This is a genomic window from Streptomyces sp. NPDC014870, from assembly GCF_043081505.1.
GTDB lineage: Bacteria > Actinomycetota > Actinomycetes > Streptomycetales > Streptomycetaceae > Streptomyces.
In genome coordinates, this window is record NZ_JBIBWQ010000016.1 from 140,660 (window position 1) to 161,560 (window position 20,901).

Here is a 20,901-nt window from a genome sequence, read left to right on the forward strand (position 1 = left end):
AGAGTTCGAGAGTCCGAGAGTTCTGGAAGGAGACGTGGCATGACCGCCGAAGCCGGCACCGCGCCCGCTCGCCGCGTACCCCGCCCCCGGGCGGACGCCGTGCGCAACCGCGAGCGGATCGTCACCGCGGCCCGTGAGATGTTCGTCGAGTTCGGCCCTCAGGTGCCGCTGGACGAGGTCGCGCGCCGCGCGGGCGTCGGCAACGCCACCCTCTACCGGAATTTCCCCGAGCGGGACGTCCTCGTCCGCGAGGTCGTCCTCTCCGTCACCGCCCGCACCACCGACCTGGCGCGGGAAGGTGTCGAGGCCGTCGACGCGGGCGAGGTCGACGCCTTTGAGGCGCTGCGCCGCTTCGTCCACGCCGCCGCCGACGAGCGCATCGGGGCCCTGTGCCCGATCCTCGACGGCGCCTTCGACAAGCACCACCCCGAACTGCTAGCCGGACGCGAGGAGTTGGAAGAGGCAGTCCAGGCGATCGTCGACCGGGCGCACGGCGCGGGCAGGCTCCGCACCGACGTCGGCGTCGGGGACCTGATGGTGGCCGTCTCCCAGCTCACCCGCCCGCTGCCGGGGACCGCCTGCCCGAACATGGACCGTTTCGTCCGCCGCCATCTGCAGCTGTTCCTGGACGGTCTCGAAGCGCCCGCGCGCTCCGTACTGCCCGGCTCGGCCGCCACTCTGGAGGATCTGAGGGGCGACTTCGACCAGTCGTGAGCCCGAGCTGACCGTCCTGTGACCGTGGCCTGAAGGCCGCAGAGCCGTGTCCGTCACTCCTCTGACGGGCCACCCACATACATCCCATTTTTTCCTTTACGTACCACGAGGTGGCTACCCCCATGTCCGAAACAGATCCCCGGCGCTGGAAAGCGCTGGTCTTCATCGCCCTCGCCCAGCTGATGGTCGTGCTCGACGCGACGATCGTGAACATCGCGCTGCCCTCCGCCCAGCAGGACCTGGGGATATCGGACGGCAACCGGCAGTGGGTCATTACGGCCTACGCCCTCGCCTTCGGCGGTCTGCTGCTCTTCGGCGGCCGCATCGCCGACCTGTGGGGCCGTAAGCGCACCTTCGTCGTCGGTCTGATCGGCTTCGCCGCCGCCTCCGCCCTCGGCGGTGCCGCGACCGGCGAGGCCATGATGCTCGGTGCCCGCGCGCTCCAGGGCGCCTTCGGCGCGCTGCTCGCGCCCGCCGCACTCTCCCTGCTCGCGGTGATGTTCACCGACGCCAAGGAGCGCGCCAAGGCCTTCGGCATCTACGGTGCGATCGCCGGTGGCGGTGGCGCCGTGGGCCTGATCCTCGGCGGTTTCCTCACCGAGTACCTGAACTGGCGCTGGACCTTCTTCGTCAACATCCCGTTCGCGATCGTCGCCGCCGTCGGCGCTTACTTCGTGATCCGTGAGCCGGCCGCCGGCCGCAACCGCTCGCCGCTCGACATCCCGGGCGTGGTCCTCTCCACCCTCGGCCTGGTCGCGCTCGTCTACGGCTTCACCCGCGCCGAGTCCGAGGGCTGGTCGGACGCCACGACGATCGGCATGTTCGTCGCCTCCGCCGTGCTGCTCGCCGCCTTCGTCCTCACCGAGGCGAAGGTCAAGTCCCCGCTGCTGCCCCTGCGCGTCCTGACCGAGCGGAACCGCGGTGGCGTGTACCTCTCGCTGGGTCTGGCCATCATCGCGATGTTCGGCCTGTTCCTCTTCCTGACGTACTACCTCCAGGTCGTGAAGGGGTACTCGCCGGTCAAGACGGGCTTCGCCTTCCTCCCGATGATCGCGGGCATGATCGTGGGCTCGACCCAGATCGGTACGCGGCTGATGATGCGGGTTCCCCCGCGCTGGCTGATGGGCCCGGGCTTCCTGACCGCGGGCGTCGGCATGCTGCTCCTCACCCAGCTGGAGATCGGCACCTCCTACGCCGGTCTGATCCTGCCCGCGCAGCTGCTGCTCGGCCTCGGCATGGGTACGGCGTTCATGCCGGCCATGTCGCTCGCCACGCACGGGGTCGACCCGCGGGACGCCGGTGTGGCCTCCGCGATGGTCAACACCTCGCAGCAGGTCGGCGGCGCCATCGGTACGGCTCTGCTCAACACGATCGCCGCCTCGGCGACGACCGCGTACATCGCCGACCACGCGGCCGGCGCGACCACGCAGGGCGCCCAGAAGCTGCTCCAGCTCCAGGGCATGGTCGAGGGCTACGCGGCCGCCATCTGGTGGGCCGTCGGCATCCTGGTCGTCGCGGCCACGATCGCCTTCACCCTCATCAACACCGGGAAGCCGGAGACCGGGCCGGTCGCCGGTTCGGGTTCCGGTTCCGGCGAGGGTGCCGAGGACGAGGTGAAGATCCCCGTCATCGCGCACTGACGCACCCCGTCGATTCCCGCGCCTGCCCTGGTTCCGCTCAGCGGAGCCAGGGCAGGTCCGCGTCCGGGCCGGTCGGCTGGAGTCCCTCCGCCATGACCTTCATGATCTCGCCGAGCTGGGTCACCTGCTCCGCGCTGAGCCGGTCGAACATGGCCTGCCGTACGGCGTCGACGTGACCGGGCGCCGTCCGCCTCAGCACCTCGAACCCCTCGTCCGTGAGGTGCGCGAACTGGCCGCGCTTGTCGGAGGGGCAGTCCTGGCGCACCACCCAGCCGTTCTTCTCGAGGCGCGCGACGGCGTGCGAGAGCCGGGAGCGGGTGATCTTGGCGTCCTTGGCCAGTTCGGTCATCCGCAGCCGCCGCCGGGGCGCCTGGGAGAGCTGGACGAGCAGGCCGTAGTAGATGTGCGGCATCCCGGCGTCGCGCTGCAGCTGGCGGTCGAGATGGTCCTCGAGGAGGGTGGTGGCGTGGCGGTACGCGCGCCAGACGCACTGTTCCTCGTCACTGAGCCAGCGGGGCGCGTCTTCGGGTGCGGTGGTCATGGGATCCATCGTACGACTCGTTCTTGAAAGTTGAACTATATGGGCTTACTCTCGTGGAGAGCCCTACGCTTGAAGTTTCAAGAAGTTTCGGAACTTCCTCTCGTCCCACTCTCTTCACCTTCGGGAGGCGGTCGTCATCATGGACGCCACGCTGGAACGGATGCCCGCCCTCTATCTCTCGCACGGTGCCCCACCGCTCGCCGACGACCCCGTCTGGCCCGGTGAGCTCGCCGCCTGGTCCGCGGGACTGCCCAGGCCGAAGGCGATCCTGATGGTCTCCGCCCACTGGGAGGAGGCCCCGCTCGCCCTCGGCGCGACCGAGACCGTCCCGCTCGTCCATGACTTCTGGGGCTTCCCCGAGCACTACTACCGCGTGCGGTACGACGCCCCGGGCGCGCCCGAACTCGCCGCCTCGGTCCGCAAGCTGCTGCACGGGCCGGGCACCCCGGTGCAGGACATCCCCGACCGGGGGCTCGACCACGGTGCGTACGTGCCGCTGGTGGAGATGTTCCCGGAGGCCGACCTGCCGGTGCTCCAGATCTCGCTGCCCACGCTCGACCCCCGGAAGCTGATGGAGATCGGCCGGCGGCTCGCGCCGCTGCGCGACGAGGGCGTGCTGATCGTCGGCAGCGGCTTCTTCACCCACAACCTGGCCGCGCTGCGGCACACCGGGGCGGGGGTGCCCGGCTGGTCGGCGGAGTTCGACGACTGGGGCCGCCACGCGCTGGAGGCGCGGGACGTCGACGCGCTCCTGGACTTCGAGCACAAGTCCCCGGCCGGGCGCCTGGCGCATCCGCGTACGGAGCATTTCGCGCCGCTCTTCGTCACCCTGGGCGCGGCGGAGGCGACCGGGGACCTGGACGCCGGCCGGAGCGTGATCGACGGGTTCTGGATGGGGCTGGCGAAGCGCTCGGTCCAGTTCGGCTGAGCGACTGAGCTGAGCGACTGGGCGGGGTCGTCGGGTCACCGAAGCCGCTTCTCGTACCAGGCGACGTCCCAGTACCGCCCGAACTTCCGGCCGACCTCCTCGTGTGTGCCGACGTGCCGGAAGCCGAACCGGGTGTGGAGGCGGATCGAGGGGGCGTTGGGCAGGGCGATCCCGGCGTACGCGCGGTGGACGTCCTCGGCGGCGAGGGCCGTGAAGAGCCGCTCGTAGAGGAGCGTGCCGATGCCGCGTCCGGCGGCGTCGGGGAAGACGTAGGCGCTGACCTCGACGGAGGTGGCGTACGCGGGCTTCGGGCGGAACGTGCTGCTGGTTGCATACCCGAGAATTCGGTTTTTCGTCTCATTCTGGACATCGCACGCAACCAGAAGGCGATGCGGGCCGTCTTCAGGGTGGGAGCGGAGCCAGGGGCGTCGCCGCTCCGGGGTGAAGGGTTCGGTGTCGAAGGTGATGCTCGTCTCACGGACGTAGTGGTTGTACAGCTCCGTGAGCGCGGCCAGGTCACCCTCCGTGCCCGGCCTGACCTGCACCTCTGTGCGTGCGAATGCCATCGATCCCCCTCGGTGGCGGCACAGGGTACTGCATGATCGCGAAAATCGATGCGTCGGGTGGGAATTCTGTCCTGATTCCAGTCGTTGTTTCCGTCGGATGCAGGGCACCCGAAAGGGTGTCGCGACCTACTCAGCAAGGGAGCACGCATGGCAACCCGTGCCGTCGCCCGTCGTCAGTCCTCCGCCACCAGCGGTAGCGGCAAGAGCCGGGCAAGCAGCGTTCGCGCCGTGGGCGGGGAGATCGCCGACCGCGACCTGGTCGGCATGTACCTCGACGAGATCGCGCGCACACCCCTGCTCGACGCCGCCAAGGAGGTCGAGCTCTCCCAGACGATCGAGGCGGGCGTGTACGCCCGGCAGATCCTCGACGGTGAGGTCGAGAGCGAGGCGGGCGGCGCGTCCCGCGAGGAGCTCGAAGCGCTCTACGAGGCGGGCGAGCGTGCCAAGGACCTCTTCATCAAGTCGAACCTGCGCCTTGTCGTCGCGGTCGCGCGGCGCTACCCGCGCAGCGGTCTCCCGCTGCTCGACCTGATCCAGGAGGGGAACGCGGGCCTGGTGCGCGCGGTCGAGAAGTTCGACTACGCCAAGGGCTTCAAGTTCTCGACGTACGCCACGTGGTGGATCCGCCAGGCCATCACGCGGTCCATAGCCGACCAGTCGCGCACGATCCGGCTCCCCGTCCACCTGGTGGAGGAGCTGGGCCGGATCCGGCGCGTGCAGCGAGAGTTCAACCGGGAGAACGGTCGGGAGCCGGAGCCGGCCGAGGTCGCGGCGGAGCTGGGCTCGACGCCCGAGCGCGTCGTGGACGTCCTGGACTGGGCCCGTGACCCGGTCTCGCTGAACATGTCGGTGGACGACGAGGGCGAGACGCAGTTCGGCGACCTCCTGGAGGACACCTCCGCGGTGTCGCCCGAGCAGTCCGTCCTGACCCTGCTGCGCAGTGAGGAGCTCGACGACCTGATCGACAAGCTCGACCACCGCACGGCCTCGATCATCCGTATGCGCTACGGCATCGAGGACGGCCGCGAGCGCACGCTCACGGAGGTCGGCAAGGAGCACGGCCTCACGCGCGAGCGCATCCGCCAGATCGAGAAGCACGCGCTCCTGGAACTGAAGAAGATGGCCCGCGACACGGGCTTCGACGCGGTGGCCTAGAGCGGCCGGCGGACCAGGGCCGGGGCCGAGCGCCCTGGCCCTGCGAGCGCGTCACGCCCGTGGTGTCGCAGCCGGGCGACGGTCAGGCGCGGGCCGTCGACGCCGCGCTCAGCCGTTCCCCCAGGTCCTTCGTGTACGTCAGCAGGGCCGGCGGGCCGTGGATCGTGAACGGTGCGTCCACGAGGGCCAGACGGAGGGCGAGCCACTCCGTCGAGTCCACCGTCCGTGTGCGGACCCGGCACGTCGTCGGGCCCGTCTCCGTCGGCGCCAGATGCGACGGCAGACGGCCCGCCACGAACGCGGCGGGGGCCTCGAAGGTGACGTCGAGGTCCAGTTCCGGCTGGGCCCGGGCCATCGACCGGTTCATGAGCCCGGCCGCCCCGCCCTCCGGCAGCTCCCTCGGCGCGAACCGCGCCCCCGTCGGGAACGGTTCCGACACCCGGTCCACCCGGAACGTACGCCAGTCCTCGCGCTCCAGGTCGTACGCCACGAGGTACCACCGCCGCCCCGTCGACACCAGCCGGTACGGCTCGACCTGCCGCCGGGACTCCGTCCCGTCGCCCGCCCGGTAGCCGAACCGCAGCCGCTCCTGCCCCGTCACCGCGCCCGCGAGCGCCGTCAGGGTCGACGGGGCGACCGTCGCCCCGTCCCCGCGCGTCAGCGGGATCGTCGCGTGCTGCAGGGTGGAGACCCGGTGCCGCAGCCGGGACGGCAGCACCTGTTCCAGCTTGGCGAGCGCCCGTACCGACGCCTCCTCCACGCCCTCGATGGCGTGCCCTGCGCCCGCCCGCAGCCCCACGGCGATCGCGACCGCCTCCTCGTCGTCGAGGAGCAGCGGGGGCATGGCCGTACCGGCGACCAGGCGGTACCCGCCCACCGCGCCCTTCGTCGCCTCCACCGGATAGCCGAGCTCACGCAGCCGGTCGATGTCCCGGCGGATCGTCCGCGCGGAGACCGAGAGCCGTTCGGCGAGTTCGCTGCCCGGCCATTCGCGCGGGGTCTGGAGCAGCGAGAGCAGATTCAGCAGCCGTGCCGGAGTGTCCGTCATGTGTTCAAGGATGCGTCGCATCTAGGACATGTGCTGACCTATATGGCCCCTACGTTTCCCTCATGAGTTCACACGACGCCGTCACGGATGCGGCCACCGCGGGTCCCGCGGCCCCCGACGCCCACGCGACCCCGGGCGCCTCCGCGGCTACCGCCGACCGCCGGCGCTGGATAGCCCTCGCCATCGTCATGACCGCCGCCTTCATGGACCTGGTCGACGCCACGATCGTCAACATCGCGATCCCCAGCATCGAGCGGGACCTCGGCGCCACGTTCGGGGCGATCCAGTGGATCACCGCCGGTTACGCGCTCGCCTTCGCCGCCGGTCTGATCACCGGTGGCCGCCTCGGCGACATCTACGGCCGCAAGCGGCTGTTCCTCCTCGGCACCGCGGGCTTCACCGTCGCCTCCGCGCTCTGCGGCTTCGCCGCCGACCCGGAGATGCTGGTCGCCTCGCGCCTGCTCCAGGGCGCGGCCGCGGCCATGATGGTGCCGCAGGTCCTGTCGATCATCCACGTCACCTTCCCCGCCCACGAGCGCGGCAAGGTCTTCGGCATGTTCGGCGCGATCATCGGCCTCGGCGCCGTCTCCGGCCCGCTCCTCGGTGCGCTGCTCACCCAGTGGAACATCGCCGGCCTGGAGTGGCGGCCGATCTTCCTCATCAACCTGCCGGTCGGCATCGCGGGCCTGCTGCTGGGCCGCAAGTTCATCACCGAGTCGAAGGCGCCCAAGGCGCTCCGCCTCGACATCGTCGGCGTGCTGCTCGTGACGCTCGCGCTGCTCATGCTGATCTACCCGCTGACGCGCGGCCGCGAGCTGGACTGGCCGCTCTGGGGTCACCTGTGCATGGCCGGCAGCCTCCTCGTCTTCGCCGCCCTCGTCGCATACGAGAAGTACAAGACGAAGAAGGACGGCTCCCCGCTGGTCGAGCTCGCGCTGTTCAAGGTGAAGAGTTTCGCGGCCGGTATCGCGGTCCAGCTGACCTTCGGCGTCGTGATGGGCATCTTCTTCCTGGTCTGGACGCTGTACATGCAGATCGGTCTCGGCTGGAGCCCGCTCAGGGCCGGTCTGACGGGTGTGCCGTTCTCGATCGCCGTCTCGACGGCGGCCGGCCTTTCGGTGCAGAAGCTCGTCCCGCGCTTCGGCCGCAAGGTGCTGCAGGCGGGCGCCCTGACGATGGCCGCGGGCATGCTGCTCTACCTCTGGGAGGCCGGCCGGTACGGCACCTCCATCACCTCCTGGCAGATGATCCTGCCGCTCGTCGTGATGGGCCTGGGCATGGGCCTGATCGTGGCGCCGCTGACGGACGCGGTCCTCTCCGAGGTGCCGCGCGAGCACGCCGGCTCGGCCTCGGGCCTCATCAACACGACCGGGCAGATGGGCAACGCGCTCGGACTCGGGCTCGTCTCGGTCGTCTTCTTCGGCGTGATCGACGAGGACCGGCTGAAGCAGGTCCCGACCGAGGTCGGCACGGCGTTCGCGGACGCCTTCCAGAACGCGCTCGGCTGGGCGGTCGCGGTGCTCGCCGTGATCTTCGTGATCATGTTCGCGCTGCCGGCGAAGCCGAAGCAGCACATCGAGGGCGCGGAGGACGACATCGAGGTCGTCGCCGCCGACGGCGACCTCCAGGACGGCGACCTCCGGGACGGCGACCTCCGGAAGGAGCCCGCGCTCACCTCGTGAGTACGTAGGTGAGGCCGAAGGGCCCCGGTCCCCTGGGATGGACGTCCCCGGAGGCCGGGGCCCTTCGTCGTTCATCCGGTTCCGTGTCCGTTTTGATGCCCGATTCTGTTTACTTCACGGATATGCGGTCGTAGCCTGCAAGAGAAACCACAGGTTCGGGCATGGAACGGATGTAAAACCACATGTACGCACCCGAGCGACAGCAGGCGATCCTCCGGCTCGCCCGGGAGAGCGGACGCGTCGACGTCCTCTCCCTCGCCGAGGAGTTCCAGGTCACCGCCGAGACCGTGCGGCGCGACCTCAAGGCCCTGGACCGGGCCGGCCTCGTGCGCCGGGTGCACGGCGGCGCGATACCGGCCGGGCGGCTCGACTTCGAGCCCGACCTCGCCGAGCGCGAAGCGACCGCCGCCGACGAGAAGGACCGGATCGTCCGGGCCGCCCTCGCCGAACTCCCCACCGAGGGCAGCGTCGTGCTCGACGCGGGCACCACCGTCGCCCGGCTCGCCGCCGAGTTCCCCCTCGACTGCGGACTGACCGTCGTCACCCACGCCCTGCCCGTCGCCGCCCGGCTCGCCGACCACCCCGGCATCGACCTCCACCTCGTGGGGGGCAGGGTCCGGCACCGTACCCGTGCCGCCGTCGACGCCTGGGCGCTCCGGGCGTACGGCGAGATCCGCGCCGACGTCGCCTTCCTCGGCGCCAACGGCTACTCGCCCGAACACGGGCTCACCACCCCCGACCTCGCCGAGGCCGCCGTCAAGCGGGCCGTGATCGCCTCCGCCCGCCGGGTCGTGCTCATCGCCGACTCGGCCAAGCACGGCCAGGAGCACTTCGCCCGCTTCGGCGCGCTCACCGACATCGACCTGCTCATCACCGACAGCGGGCTCAGCCCCGAGGACGCCGCGGCGATCGAGGCCGCGGGAACGGAAGTCGTACGCACATGATCCTCACCGTCACCCCCAACCCCTCCCTCGACCGGACCTACGAGGTCCCGGCCCTGGAGCGCGGAGAGGTGCTGCGGGCCTCCGCCGAGCGGATGGACCCCGGCGGCAAGGGCGTCAACGTCTCCCGGGCGGTCGCCGCCGCCGGGGAGCGGACCGTGGCCGTGGTCCCGCTCGGCGGGGCGCCCGGCGCGCTGGTCGCCCAGCTCCTGGCCGACCAGGGGATCGAGGTCGCGCCGGTGCCGGTGGCAGGGCACACCCGCTCGAACATCGCGATCGCGGAACCGGACGGCACCCTGACCAAGGTCAACGCCCCCGGCCCCGAACTGAGTCCCGACGAGGCCGAGCACCTCCTGGCCGCCGTCGGGGCCTACTCCCCGGCCGCCGACTGGATCGCCTGCTGCGGCAGCCTCCCGCGCGGCCTCCCGCCCGAGTGGTACGCCGAACTCGTCACCCGGGCCCACGGCGCGGGCGCCCGCATCGCCCTCGACACCTCAGGGCCCTCCCTCAACGCGGCCCTCGCGGCCCGGCCGGACGTCGTCAAGCCGAACGCCGACGAACTCGCCGAAGCCGTCGGCCGACCGCTCGCCACCGTCGGCGACGCGGTGAAGGCGGCGGAGGAGCTGCGTCAGCGCGGCGCGGGCGCGGTGCTCGCGAGCCTGGGCGCGGACGGCCAACTCCTCGTCACCGCCGACGGCACCTGGTTCGGCGCGGCGGCGGTCGACACCGTCCGCTCCAACGTCGGCGCGGGCGACGCCTCCCTGGCCGGTTTCCTCGCGGCCGGCGGCGAGGGCCCCGAAGCCCTCGCCGCGGCGGTCGCCCACGGCGCGGCCGCCGTCCAGCTGCCGGGGAGCGAGATGCCCACCCCGGCCCACCTGAACCCGTCTGCGGTCACCGTGACCGCCGACGTACCCCTCGACCGAGAACTCAGCGAGCAAGGGAGCCCGCGATGAGCCAGCTGATCACCGCGGACCTGGTCGATCTCGACCTGTCCGCCGGAACGAAGGAAGCGGCGGCCCGCTCGCTCGCGGAGCGCATGGTCGCGCGGGGCCGGGTGACCGACCTCGACGGCTTCCTGGCGGACGTGGCCGCACGCGAGGCCCAGATGCCGACCGGTCTCGGCGGGGGCATCGGCATCCCGCACTGCCGCAGCGCCCATGTCACGGCCCCCACGCTCGCCTTCGGCCGCTCGGCCGACGGCATCGACTTCGGTGCCCCGGACGGCCCGGCGGACCTGATCTTCCTGATCGCGGCCCCGGCGGGGGCGGACGACGCCCATCTGACGATCCTCTCCTCGCTGGCCCGCCGGCTGATGGACGAGGAGTTCACGGCGGCGCTCAGGTCGGCGGCTTCGGCGCCGGAGGCGGCGGCGCTGATCGCGGGTGAGGAGGCGGTGGCGCCCGTCGCGGGTGAGGGGTCGGTGGCGCCCGTCGCGGAGGAGGAGGCTCCGAAGGAGCCGGCCGTGGTGGCGGATGCCGCTCCCTTCCGGATCGTCGCCGTCACCTCCTGCCCCACCGGCATCGCCCACACCTACATGGCCGCCGAGTCCCTGGAGAAGGCCGCCGAGGCCGCCGGGGTGGAGATCGCCGTCGAGACGCAGGGCTCGGCCGGGTTCACCCGGCTCGACCCGGCGGCCGTCGCCGCGGCCGACGGCGTGATCTTCGCGCACGACGTGCCGGTACGGGAGAAGGAACGGTTCGCCGGAAAGCCGACCGTCGACGTGGGCGTCAAGGCGGGCATCAACCGGCCCGCCGAGCTGATCGTCGAGGTCCGCGGCAAGGCCGAGCGCGGCGAGGTCACCGCCCCCGACGCCGGGAAGCCGACCCCGGTCGAGCGCGCCGGGGAGCCGGAGGAGGGCTACGGCACCAGGCTCCGCAAGTGGTTGATGTCCGGCGTGAGTTACATGGTCCCGTTCGTCGCCGCGGGCGGCCTCCTCATCGCCCTGGGCTTCGCCATCGGCGGCTACGACATCGACAAGGCCCCGTCCGTCGCCGAGCACTTCGCCTGGGGCCAGGCCGACAGCTGGGCCGCGCTGCTCTTCCAGATCGGCGGACTGGCGTTCGCCTTCCTCGTCCCGGTCCTGGCCGGCTACATCGCGTACGGGATGGCCGACCGGCCCGGTCTCGTACCCGGCTTCGTCGGCGGCTCGATCGCCCTCACCGTCAACGCGGGCTTCCTCGGCGGTCTGGCCGCCGGTCTGATCGCGGGCGGGACGGTCCTCGCCATCCAGAAGGTCAAGGTGCCCGCCGCGCTGCGGGGGATCATGCCGGTGGTGGTGATCCCGCTGCTCGCGTCGATCGTCGTCGGCTTCCTGATGTTCCTGGTGATCGGCAAGCCGATCGCGAGCCTCCAGAACGCCATGACCGACTGGCTTTCCAGCCTGTCCGGCGCCAACGCGATCATCCTCGGCGTCATCCTCGGCCTGATGATGTGCTTCGACCTCGGCGGCCCGGTCAACAAGGTCGCGTACGCCTTCGCCGTTGGCGGCCTCGCCACCCCGAACGAGGGCTCGCTGAAGGTCATGGCGGCCGTGATGGCCGCGGGCATGGTGCCGCCGCTCGCGATGGCCCTGGCCACGACCGTGCGCGGCAAGCTGTTCACCAGGACCGAGCGGGAGAACGGCAAGGCGGCCTGGGTGCTCGGCGCCTCCTTCATCAGCGAGGGCGCGATCCCGTTCGCCGCGGCCGACCCGCTGCGGGTCATCCCGGCGGCGATGGCCGGCGGCGCGGTCACCGGCGCCCTGTCGATGGCCTTCGAGTGCACCCTGCGGGCCCCGCACGGCGGCATCTTCGTGGTCCCGCTGATCGGCAACCCGCTGCTCTACCTGATCGCGATCGTCGCGGGCACGATGGTCAGCGCGGCGCTGGTCATCCTCCTCAAGGGCGCGCGGAAGCCGGCGCCGGAGGTGGTGGCGGCCGGGGAACAGCCTGAGGCCGCCGAGCCGAAGGTGACTGTGGCGGCCTGACCGGCCTGACCGGCCGGTTCAGCTCGGAAAGGCCCCGAGGGGCGGTGCGTCGGGCGAGCGACGCACCGCCCCTCGGGGGTTGTTTCCGGTCGGCTAGGACCGCCTCAGCCCCCGCGGGATGCTGTTGGGAGCGCCGAGTGAGAGGTCACCCTTGAACTTGTTGGCGCGCAGGGACCCCGGTACCGGGGTCGTCCGCTGCACCCACTGCTCGTCCCAGACGAAGGTCTGGCCATTGATGTCGCCGTGCGTCTGCCACACCTCGCCGGTCGTCGTCACCACCTTGACCCAGGCGTCGTTGCCCTGGGCCTCGATCGCGATGCCGCAGGAGTTGGTGGGATAGAGCGACGGAATGGGGCCCATGGGAGTGACGATCGGGTCGGTCAGGTCGTGCCAGACGATCGGGCTCGACCCCGGCGGGTCCGCCTTGCCCGCGTAGGCGATGCCGTTCGTGAGGACCGCGTGGAAGTCCTCGCTGTTCGAAGGGCTGTAAGTGTCGATATCCGAGCAGGGCCCGGTAGGTCCGGTGGCACCGGTGGCACCAGTGGCGCCAGTGGCACCAGTGGCGCCAGTGGCACCGGTGGCACCCGTGGCTCCGGTGGCACCCGTTGCCCCGGTCGCGCCCGTGGCACCCGTCGCGCCAGTGGCACCCGTCGCTCCGGTCGCGCCCGTCTCGCCGGTCGCTCCGGTCGCTCCGGTCGCGCCGGTGGCGCCCGTGGCTCCGGTGGCCCCCGTGGGCCCAGCCGGTCCGGTCTCACCCGTTGCTCCAGTGGCACCCGTTGCTCCGGTCGCGCCCGTTGCTCCGGTCTCACCTGTAGCTCCGGTCGCTCCGGTCGCACCCGTCGCTCCCGTGTCGCCCTTCGGGCCCTGGGGGCCCGTCGGGCCGGTCTCGCCGGTGGCGCCCGTGGAGCCCGTGGGTCCGGTCGGGCCGGTCGGTCCCGTGGGGCCGGTCGGGCCCGTCGGACCCTCCAGGCAGTGCTCCGGGGGACCGCCCCAGGCGCCCGCGCGGAGGTGGTTCGGGGGGCCGCCCATGAGACGGCCGACCTCGTGGTCGAGGTACTGCTGGAGGTCGCCCGGCACACCCGGCACCTCCGACATCCGCGGACCCTGGTGACCGGGCGGTCCCTGGTACTCGTGCGGCGGCGGGCCACCGTCCTCGTGCGGGGGCGGTCCGTCCTCGTGATGCGGACGCTCCTCGCAGTCGCCGCCCGGAGGGTACATCTCCCGTGCGTCGTAGGCGGGCCCGTCCGGGCCCTCGTTCCGTACGCCACCGACCGCCGGAGTCGCGAGACCCGTGAGCACGAGGGCGACGGAGGCGAGGGCGCTGCCGCCCAGCCACGCGCGTCGACGGGGAAGCGGTCCCAGCGAGGACCTGGTCCTTGTCCTGGAATCAGGACTCATACACCTGCTCCTTCTCAACCGGATCGAGTGTCTTACCGGGAAGCACACAGGCTTCCGATACGATCATCGGTTCGCGACGGCGAAGGCTTGACGGCTCCGGGGCACTCTCAACGCCTTGGCCCAGCGTCGGAATCCCAATGGGTGCGTACGCGGTAGCGAACTCCGGGTGGGCCTTCGGCGTGCCGTCCCGCCGCCTCGCGGGCCCGTGCGTACGGTCGCTGCCCGACCGACCCCCGGAAGCGGTGTTGCCGTGAAGCCTTCCGTCTGCTTGTGCATGATCGTCAAGAACGAGGCGCGCGTCATCGAGCGGTGCCTCGCTTCCGTCCGCGACCTGGTGGACACCTGGGTCATCTCCGACACCGGCTCGACCGACGGGACCCAGGACCTGATCCGCAAGGCGCTCGACGGCGTCCCCGGCGAGCTCCACGAGGAGCCGTGGGTGAACTTCGGGCACAACCGGAGCCTGAACATCTCGCATGCCAGGGGCCGCGCCGACTACCTCCTGCTCCTCGACGCCGACCTCGTCCTGCGGCAGGACGCCCCGCTGCCCCCGCTGACCGCCGACGCCTACATGCTCCGGCACGAGGGCGCTCTCGAGTACCGCATCAAACGCCTGGTCAGGGGTGATCTGCCGTGGCGGTACGAGGGCGTCACGCACGAGTACCTGACGGCGGACCAGGACCACGTCCAGGAGAATCTGGACGCGCTGTTCATCCAGGACCATGCCGACGGCGGCTCGCGCCACGACAAGTTCGAACGCGACGCCCGTCTGCTGAGCGCCGAACTCGCACGCGACCCGGCCAACGTCCGCACGGTCTTCTACCTCGCGCAGACCATGCGGGACCTCGGCCGCACCGCAGACGCGATCGCGCTCTACGAGCGCCGGGCGGCCATGGGCGGCTGGGCGGAGGAGGTGTACTACGCGCTGCTGCAGGCCGGGGTCCTGCGGGCCGAGTCCGGCGACTGGCCCGCCGCGATGGACACCCTGACCCGGGCCTGGGACGCGCGGCCCGAGCGGCTCGAAGCCTGCTACGAACTGGCCTCGCGGCTACGGCTGAGGGGCCGTCACCACTCCGCGCACGCGATCGTCTCCGCCGTCGTCGGCCGCGCGCAGCCGGACGACCTGCTCTTCACGCAGCCGTGGGTGTACCGGTGGGGGCTGCTGTTCGAGTACTCGATCACCGCGTACTGGGTCGGCGACCACGCCGCCTCCCTCGCGGCCTGCGACCGGCTGCTCGCCCTGCCGGACCTGCCGGAGACGTACCGCGAGCAGACCCGCGCCAACCGCGCGTTCGCCGTACGGGGGCTCGGGCACGCCCCGATCCCGGAGCCGGCCGTCGCGGGTCGGGACTGAGACCGGCATGGCGACTCCTCCGTCGACGCTCTCCGCCGCCGACCCGAGGGCCACGGACCGTACGCCGCGTCCCGGCGGCCACCACGACGCGGCGCGGGGGCGGCGGCACGGCGTCTGGCTGTGGCCGACGCTGGTCTCGCTCGCGCTGTCGGTGTACGCGATCGGCCGGCCGGTGCTGTGGCAGGACGAGCTCAACACCTGGGACATGGCCTCCCGGTCCACGGCGCAGCTCCTCGACACCGTCCAGCGCGTGGACGCGGTGCTCGGCGGCTACTACCTCCTCCTGCACGGCTGGACGGCCGTCTTCGGGGACTCCGCCACCGCGCTGCGTCTGCCCTCGGCCCTCGCGATGGCCGGCACGGCAGGCTGTACGGCGCTGATCGGCCGGCGGCTCTTCGGCGCCCGCGCCGGTCTCGCCGCCGGTCTCCTCTTCGCGCTCGCCCCGGTCGTGACGCGCTACGCGCACGAGGCCCGCCCGTACGCCCTGGTGGTCCTCGCCGTCACCGCTTCCACGCTGCTGCTCCTGCGCGCCCTCGACCGTCCGGAGAGCCGGTGGCGGTGGGCCGCGTACGGCCTGTGCGTGGCGGCGGTCGGTCTGCTGCACATGGTGGCGCTGACCGCCCTGGCCGGGCATCTGGTCGCCGTGGCGCGGCGGGCCCGCGAGGAGCGCCCGATCGGGCTGCGCTTCGGCCTCGCCGTGCTGGTGGGGGTGGGTGCCGTCGCTCCCGTCGCGCTGCTCGGGAGGGCCCAGGCGGGCCGTCAGATCTCCTGGATCCCCCGCCCGGACGTCTGGAGCCTGGTCACCTTCCTGCCCCAGCTGTACGCCTCCGCCCTCGTCGCCGGGGCCGTGACCACGCTCGCCGTCCTGGCCTGGGGCGAGCGCCGGGCCCGAGCCGCGGGGCCGGGGCCGGGGGCGGGGGCGGGGGCGAGGCCGGGTCCGGGGGCGCGGGGCGCGCTCGTGACCGTCTCCGCGCTCGCCGTGCTGCCCCCGCTGCTGCTCTGGGCCGTCTCGCACGGCGACGTCTCGTACTTCTACTTCCGCTATCTGCTCTTCACGCTCCCCGCGTGGGCCGTCCTCGCCGGTGCGGGGCTCGCGGGACTCGCCCGACCGAGGCCGCGGGGTGTCGTCGCGGCGGTCCTGGTGGCGCTCGTCGTCCTCACCCTGCAGGAACAGCAGGCCGTACGGCGGCCGTACGCGCACTTCTGGCACGGCATCGACTTCGAGGGCGCCGCGCGGACCATCGAGAAGTACCACCGGCCCGGCGACGCGGTGGCGTTCGACCGGGGCGACGACTACTGGCGCATGCTCGACGTCGGCGTCCGCTTCTATCTGCGGGACGAACTGCGGCCGCGCGATGTCTTCCTGGCCACGGCGGCCGCCGACCGCGCGGACCTGTGGTCGGCGGAGTGCCCCGAGCCTGCCGCCTGCCTGCGCGGGGAGAAGCGGATCTGGCTGGTCGTGCCCGGTGACGCGGCCGATCCGCTGGACGCGCTCCCGGCCGAGCAGGCGCGGGCCCTGCGCGCCCGCTACACCGCGACCGGCACGGAGCGGCTGACCGGCGTGACCGTGGCCCTGCTGGTCCGTACCGGGTAGGAGGGCGAGGCTCCCGCCCTCCTGCCGCCTTCCTCCCGTTCCTTCACCGCACGCGGGCGCGGTGCTCCATCGCCTCGCGGGCCGCGTGCTCGTCGTCGTAGACCTCGCACATGTGGCGGCCGTCCGGCGTCGCCGTGTGCTCGACCTCCCAGAGGCTCAGCTCGCTGCCGTCGAGCAGCAGGAACGCGTGCTCGTAGAGCGTGAATCCGGCGTCCCGGCCGCCTCCCTCGACCCCGCACAGGCGGCCGAAGGCCTGGGTGATGTGGTGCGCGAAGGCCAGCCGCAGCCTGCGTGCCGTCTCCTCGCCGGGCCGGTCCGGGTTCTCCGCGCGGCGCAGCACCCGGCGGGCGTGGTCCGGGGAGTTGTCCGGGACGTACATCCGGGGCTGCTTCGGTATCGGGCGGGACAGGAGCGCGCTCAGCAGCTCCAGGTCGCTGTCCTCGTCGAAGTCGGGGCCCGAGGAACGCTCCACCTCCCAGCCGGGGGAGAGGCGGGTCGGCAGCCGGGACGCGGCGAGCCGGGCCTCCGCCTCGTCCGCGTACAGCTCGTGCTGCTCGATGCCGGCCCGGCCGGAGTTGTGCACGAGCTCCCAGAGCCCGAGCGCGGTGCCGTCGGCGAGGAGATAGGTGTGGCGGTACGTCGTGCGGTGCAGCGTCGCGCTGTGGTGCGAGGAGTGCAGCGTGCTGGAGTGGGCGAACGCCGTCTCCAGGCGTTCGATCGTGCTGTCGGGGAGGTCGAAGGAGTTGAGCGCCCGGCCGAGGAGCCGCGCGAGGTGCGTCTCGGTCGTCTCGTACGGATCGTGAGGATCCTGCGGATCGTTCAAGGGGTTCTCCAGGCCGTCGCCGCATGTCACTTGGTGCTTGCTAAACGTAGTCCCTGGGTCTGACATCGTGTCCGGGTTCGGCAAAACGAAGGGGGCGCGCGGATAGTTCCCGCCCGCCGGTCGTCGAGTCCGTCAACTCCCTTTATTGGACGGGGAGTCGACAGTGCCCGCCAGTCCGTACAACTCGCGGTGCGCGGGGAAGTCGCCCCCCGGTCCCGCCACCCCTTCGGCGACCTCGCGGACCGCCCGCGTGATCGCCCGGGTCACCAGGTCGGCGCCGGTCGCGAGGAGTTCGTTGAGGGCGAGCGGACCGGCCTCGGGAGGCAGCGGGCGGTCGCCGGTCGCGAGGGCGAAGACGGTGTCCCCGTCGGTGAGGAGGTGCACCGGGCGGACGGCGCGCGCGATGCCGTCGTGCGCCGTGCCCGCGAGCTTCTGCGCCTGCGCGCGGCTCAGATCGGCGTCGGTCGCCACGACCGCGAGCGTGGTGTTCAGTATCGGCGGGTTGTTCCGCTCCCGCGCCTCCGCGAGCCGCCGCAGCGCCGCCTCGTGGACGGCCGGCTCCGGCCGGTCCGGTCGGCGGCCCTGGAAGAGCTCCCCGTACAGGACGCCCGACTCCGGGTCGACCGCCGAGCCGACCGCGTTGACGACGACGAGCGCGCCGACCGTGATCCCCGACTCCAGGACCGTACTGGCCGTACCGACACCGCCCTTGATCCCGCCGACCACCGCTCCGGTGCCCGCGCCGACCGCGCCCGTCGCCACGCGCGCGTGGAGCTCCGTCGCGGCGGCGGCCTCTATGGCGGCCCGCCCGGTGGACGCGTCGGGCCGGGCCGAGAAGTCGCCGCCCCGGCCCAGGTCGAAGACGCAGGCGGCGGGGACCACCGGGACCACGTGCGTCGGCTCGGGCCCGACCCGCACCCCGCGCCCGTGCTCCTCCAGCCAGGCCATCACCCCGCCTGCCGAGTCGAGCCCGTACGCGCTGCCGCCGGTCAGGACCACGGCCTCGATCTTCTGGACGAGGTTACGGGGGTCGAGCGCGTCGGTCTCCCGGGTGCCGGGGCCCCCGCCGCGCACGTCCACGGCCGCCACCGCGCCGCCCTCCGGGGCGAGGACGACCGTGGTACCGCTCAGCGCTCCCGGCCCCTCCACGCGCGCGTGGCCGACCCGCAGCCCGGTCACGTCCGTGATCGCATCATGGTTCGTCATGGCTCCTGAGTACCACGGGTGTTCGGTCAATGCCCCGGACCGGGAGCGTGCTGCCCGTCGTGCCCGGGCCCGTCGTGCCCGGGCCCGTCGTGCCCGGGCCCGTCGTGCCCGTGCCCGGGACCGGCTCCGCGTGATTCGGGGTTGCGCGAGGCCAGCGTCACCCCGACCGCCACCGTCGCCGCCGCGACGAGACCCGCGATCAGCACCGCCCAGCGCCCGGCGAACGTGCACATCAGGATCGCGAGCGCCGACACGGGCAGCACGAGCTGCTGCGCGATGCCCACCTTGAAGTACCGGGCGTGCAGCAGCCACACACAGAGCAGGAACAGCGCGGCCGGGATCGTCACCGCCGAGGAGGCGGCGAGCGTGGAGATGTGGGCCTTGCCCACGGTCTGCTCGACGGCGACCTCGATGCCGGCGCCGATGGCGGCGGCGGAGGCGAAGATCAGGTAGTGGCCGTAGCCCCAGAGGAAGCCCTGCCGGTTGGAGGAGAGGCGGAGGTGGGCCGGGGCGGCGAAGTAGATCCACCAGGCGGCGTAGACGATCAGGAGACCGCCGGCGGCGATCGGGAGCACCTGGTCCAGGGCGTCGTACTCCGCGACGCCGGTCTTCACGGCTACGGTCGCCGCGAAGATCGTCTCGCCGAGCACGATGATGGTGAACAGGCCGTAGCGCTCCGCGATGTGGTGCGGGTGCCAGTGGGTGTTGACGTTCTTCTCCGCGAACGCGGGGACGGCCAGCTCGGCGACGACCCCGGCGAGGAAGACCCAGGGCTTCGCCGAGTCGGGGACCCAGAGGAAGGCGATCCAGCCGAGCTGGACGAGCAGCACCCCGCCCGCGTACCGCCGGCACATCGTGCGCTCGCCGGGGTCCGTCGCGTGGTGGGCGGCGCGCAGCCACTGGGAGGCGAGGGCGATCCGCATCACGATGTAGCCGAGGACGGCGATGGAGAAGTCGTCCTCGAAGGCCTTGGAGACCCCGGCGGCGAGGATCAGGACGCCGGCGATCTGGACGAGCGTGACGACGCGGTAGAGGACGTCGTCGTTGTCGTACGCGGAGGCGAACCAGGTGAAGTTCATCCACGCCCACCAGATGGCGAAGAAGACCATCGCGTAGTGCGCGATCCCGTCGGCGGCGTGGTGCTCGGCGATCGCGTGCACGAGCTCGGCACCGGCCTGGGAGACGGCGACGACGAAGCAGAGGTCGAAGAAGAGCTCGAGCGGCGTGGCGGCGCGGTGCGCCTCCGCGCGCGACCGCGCGGTGAGCGGGAGGAACGGTTGCGTCATGCGCCCCAGGACACCAGAGCGTGAGCCCGGCCGGATAGTCCGGCACGCTGATCGACGCTGGTGGGGCGGTGCTCGCGGACCGGCCGGTGCGCGTGGGGTCGTGCTCGCGGACCGGTGCGCGTGAGGCGGTGCTCGGCGGGCTGCGGGTCTGCTCCGTGGGGCGCGGCAGCCCCGGCGAGCTCGGCGGGGCTGCCGCGCGCCGTCAGGAGGCATGCAGGGCGAGTGCCGCCCGCGCGGAGCGGGCAGCCTCGCCGTACCGCCATGCCACCGTGCGGGCGAGCCCCGGGTGGGCGCCCAGCGGCGCCGCGACCGTCCAGGCGCCCGGCACCTCGGCGAGCGCGCGCGTGAAGCGGCCCGGCGCCAGCAGGTGCGTCGCGATCGCCACGCGCGCGTGGCCGGCCGCACGCAGCGCCTCCACCGCGTCCGGCACGGTCGGCTCCGCGGCCGAGCAGTACGCCGTCACCACCGGCACCCCCACCCGCCGAGCGAGGAGCCGCGCCGCCTCCTCCGTACCGTCGTTGCCGCCCGGCCTCGACGACCCGGCCCCCGCCACCACCACCGCGTCCCCCGGCCCGCCCGCCTCCACCAGCCGGTCGTGCAGGGCCAGGCCCACGGCCGGTACGCCGCGCAGCCCGGGCGTGACGAGGCAGTCGTGGCGGCGGGCGACGGCCGGGATGTCCACGGTCCGGTGGTAGCCGTCGCCGAGGAGCAGCGGTACGACCACCGCGCCCGGGCAGGAGCCGAGGACCTCGTCCAGCGAGGGCGCCTGGTGGTCCAGGTGGCCGACCACGACCCGGGTGCCCGTGAGCGCCCGCACCGACTCCGCGAGCCGCTCGATCGTCGCGCCCGCCTCGGGGACCGCGCTGCCGTGCACGGCGAGAACCAGCATCGTGACGCACCTCCGGACGAGCGCCTCCAAGAAAAAGTCGGGGGCCGTGGCGGCGGTGTCTCAGGGCCTGTCGTTTGGATCATGCCGGGCTCGCGGGCCCTGGCACCGCTCCCCCAAGCTCTTCGAGCAGGGGGTACCCCCAGCCGCGTTGTCGTCGGTCGCCAACGCTCC

At 72.4% G+C, this 20,901-nt stretch carries 18 protein-coding genes; 10 read left to right on the forward strand and 8 right to left on the reverse strand.

The genetic code is table 11. The annotated features are described in order from the left end of the window. Positions 1-39: 39 nt before the first annotated feature. Complete coding sequence (locus ACF09C_RS36570; RefSeq protein ID WP_392097896.1) at positions 40-714, forward strand: TetR/AcrR family transcriptional regulator; 675 nt, start codon at positions 40-42, stop codon at positions 712-714. Positions 715-836: 122 nt separating this feature from the next. After that, positions 837-2,354: an MFS transporter gene (locus ACF09C_RS36575; protein WP_392097897.1), complete on the forward strand. Its 1,518-nt coding sequence runs from the start codon at positions 837-839 to the stop codon at positions 2,352-2,354. A gap of 37 nt (positions 2,355-2,391) precedes the next feature. Here the strand turns inward: ACF09C_RS36575 and ACF09C_RS36580 are convergent, their stop codons facing one another. Next, on the reverse strand, positions 2,392-2,904 hold the full coding sequence (locus ACF09C_RS36580) for a MarR family winged helix-turn-helix transcriptional regulator (protein ID WP_392097899.1): 513 nt from the start codon (positions 2,902-2,904) through the stop codon (positions 2,392-2,394). Between the two features lie 130 nt (positions 2,905-3,034). Between ACF09C_RS36580 and ACF09C_RS36585 the strand changes: the two genes are divergently transcribed. Beyond that, positions 3,035-3,823 (forward strand): dioxygenase, encoded by a 789-nt coding sequence (locus ACF09C_RS36585; RefSeq protein ID WP_392097901.1) that lies wholly within the window; start codon positions 3,035-3,037, stop codon positions 3,821-3,823. Positions 3,824-3,858: 35 nt separating this feature from the next. On the opposite strand, the gene ACF09C_RS36590 is transcribed toward ACF09C_RS36585, so the two are convergent. Then, positions 3,859-4,389, reverse strand: coding sequence for a GNAT family N-acetyltransferase (locus ACF09C_RS36590; protein WP_392097903.1), 531 nt, complete (start codon positions 4,387-4,389; stop codon positions 3,859-3,861). A 147-nt stretch (positions 4,390-4,536) separates the two neighbouring features. On the opposite strand from ACF09C_RS36590, the gene ACF09C_RS36595 reads away from it, so the two are divergent. Next, positions 4,537-5,544: an RNA polymerase sigma factor RpoD/SigA gene (locus tag ACF09C_RS36595; protein WP_392097905.1), complete on the forward strand. Its 1,008-nt coding sequence runs from the start codon at positions 4,537-4,539 to the stop codon at positions 5,542-5,544. An 82-nt stretch (positions 5,545-5,626) separates the two neighbouring features. Here ACF09C_RS36595 and ACF09C_RS36600 read toward each other — a convergent pair whose 3' ends face one another. Next, complete coding sequence (locus tag ACF09C_RS36600) at positions 5,627-6,592, reverse strand: helix-turn-helix transcriptional regulator (protein ID WP_392097907.1); 966 nt, start codon at positions 6,590-6,592, stop codon at positions 5,627-5,629. A gap of 62 nt (positions 6,593-6,654) precedes the next feature. Here ACF09C_RS36600 and ACF09C_RS36605 point away from each other — a divergent pair, with 62 nt between their 5' ends. From ACF09C_RS36605 to ACF09C_RS36620, 4 genes are all read left to right on the forward strand, one after another. Continuing rightward, entirely contained in the window at positions 6,655-8,274 is a 1,620-nt protein-coding gene (locus ACF09C_RS36605; RefSeq protein WP_392097909.1) for an MFS transporter, read from the forward strand. Positions 8,275-8,456: 182 nt separating this feature from the next. Beyond that, positions 8,457-9,218, forward strand: coding sequence for a DeoR/GlpR family DNA-binding transcription regulator (locus ACF09C_RS36610; RefSeq protein ID WP_392097911.1), 762 nt, complete (start codon positions 8,457-8,459; stop codon positions 9,216-9,218). Next, entirely contained in the window at positions 9,215-10,168 is a 954-nt protein-coding gene (gene pfkB, locus ACF09C_RS36615; RefSeq protein ID WP_392097913.1) for a 1-phosphofructokinase, read from the forward strand. The genes ACF09C_RS36610 and pfkB overlap by 4 nt, the downstream gene beginning before the upstream one ends. After that, positions 10,165-12,180: a fructose-specific PTS transporter subunit EIIC gene (locus ACF09C_RS36620; RefSeq protein ID WP_392097915.1), complete on the forward strand. Its 2,016-nt coding sequence runs from the start codon at positions 10,165-10,167 to the stop codon at positions 12,178-12,180. The genes pfkB and ACF09C_RS36620 overlap by 4 nt, the downstream gene beginning before the upstream one ends. 93 nt (positions 12,181-12,273) lie before the next feature. Here ACF09C_RS36620 and ACF09C_RS36625 read toward each other — a convergent pair whose 3' ends face one another. Then, positions 12,274-13,578 carry a hypothetical protein gene (locus tag ACF09C_RS36625; protein WP_392097917.1) on the reverse strand — a complete coding sequence of 435 codons (1,305 nt, stop codon included), beginning with the start codon at positions 13,576-13,578 and terminating at the stop codon, positions 12,274-12,276. A gap of 274 nt (positions 13,579-13,852) precedes the next feature. Between ACF09C_RS36625 and ACF09C_RS36630 the strand changes: the two genes are divergently transcribed. Together ACF09C_RS36630 and ACF09C_RS36635 are read left to right on the forward strand one after the other, a co-directional pair. After that, complete coding sequence (locus ACF09C_RS36630; RefSeq protein ID WP_392097918.1) at positions 13,853-14,932, forward strand: glycosyltransferase; 1,080 nt, start codon at positions 13,853-13,855, stop codon at positions 14,930-14,932. A gap of 7 nt (positions 14,933-14,939) precedes the next feature. Continuing rightward, entirely contained in the window at positions 14,940-16,526 is a 1,587-nt protein-coding gene (locus ACF09C_RS36635; protein ID WP_392097920.1) for a glycosyltransferase family 39 protein, read from the forward strand. Positions 16,527-16,569: 43 nt separating this feature from the next. Here the strand turns inward: ACF09C_RS36635 and ACF09C_RS36640 are convergent, their stop codons facing one another. The 4 genes from ACF09C_RS36640 to ACF09C_RS36655 form a co-directional block, all read right to left on the reverse strand. Further along, a complete protein-coding gene (locus ACF09C_RS36640; RefSeq protein WP_392097921.1) occupies positions 16,570-17,415 on the reverse strand; it encodes a DUF6227 family protein in 846 nt (281 codons plus the stop codon). Positions 17,416-17,481: 66 nt separating this feature from the next. Continuing rightward, positions 17,482-18,555 (reverse strand): P1 family peptidase, encoded by a 1,074-nt coding sequence (locus tag ACF09C_RS36645; RefSeq protein WP_392097922.1) that lies wholly within the window; start codon positions 18,553-18,555, stop codon positions 17,482-17,484. A 26-nt stretch (positions 18,556-18,581) separates the two neighbouring features. Next, positions 18,582-19,841 carry a low temperature requirement protein A gene (locus ACF09C_RS36650; RefSeq protein ID WP_392097923.1) on the reverse strand — a complete coding sequence of 420 codons (1,260 nt, stop codon included), beginning with the start codon at positions 19,839-19,841 and terminating at the stop codon, positions 18,582-18,584. Between the two features lie 202 nt (positions 19,842-20,043). Continuing rightward, a complete protein-coding gene (locus ACF09C_RS36655) occupies positions 20,044-20,730 on the reverse strand; it encodes a sirohydrochlorin chelatase (protein ID WP_392097925.1) in 687 nt (228 codons plus the stop codon). Positions 20,731-20,901: the final 171 nt, after the last annotated feature.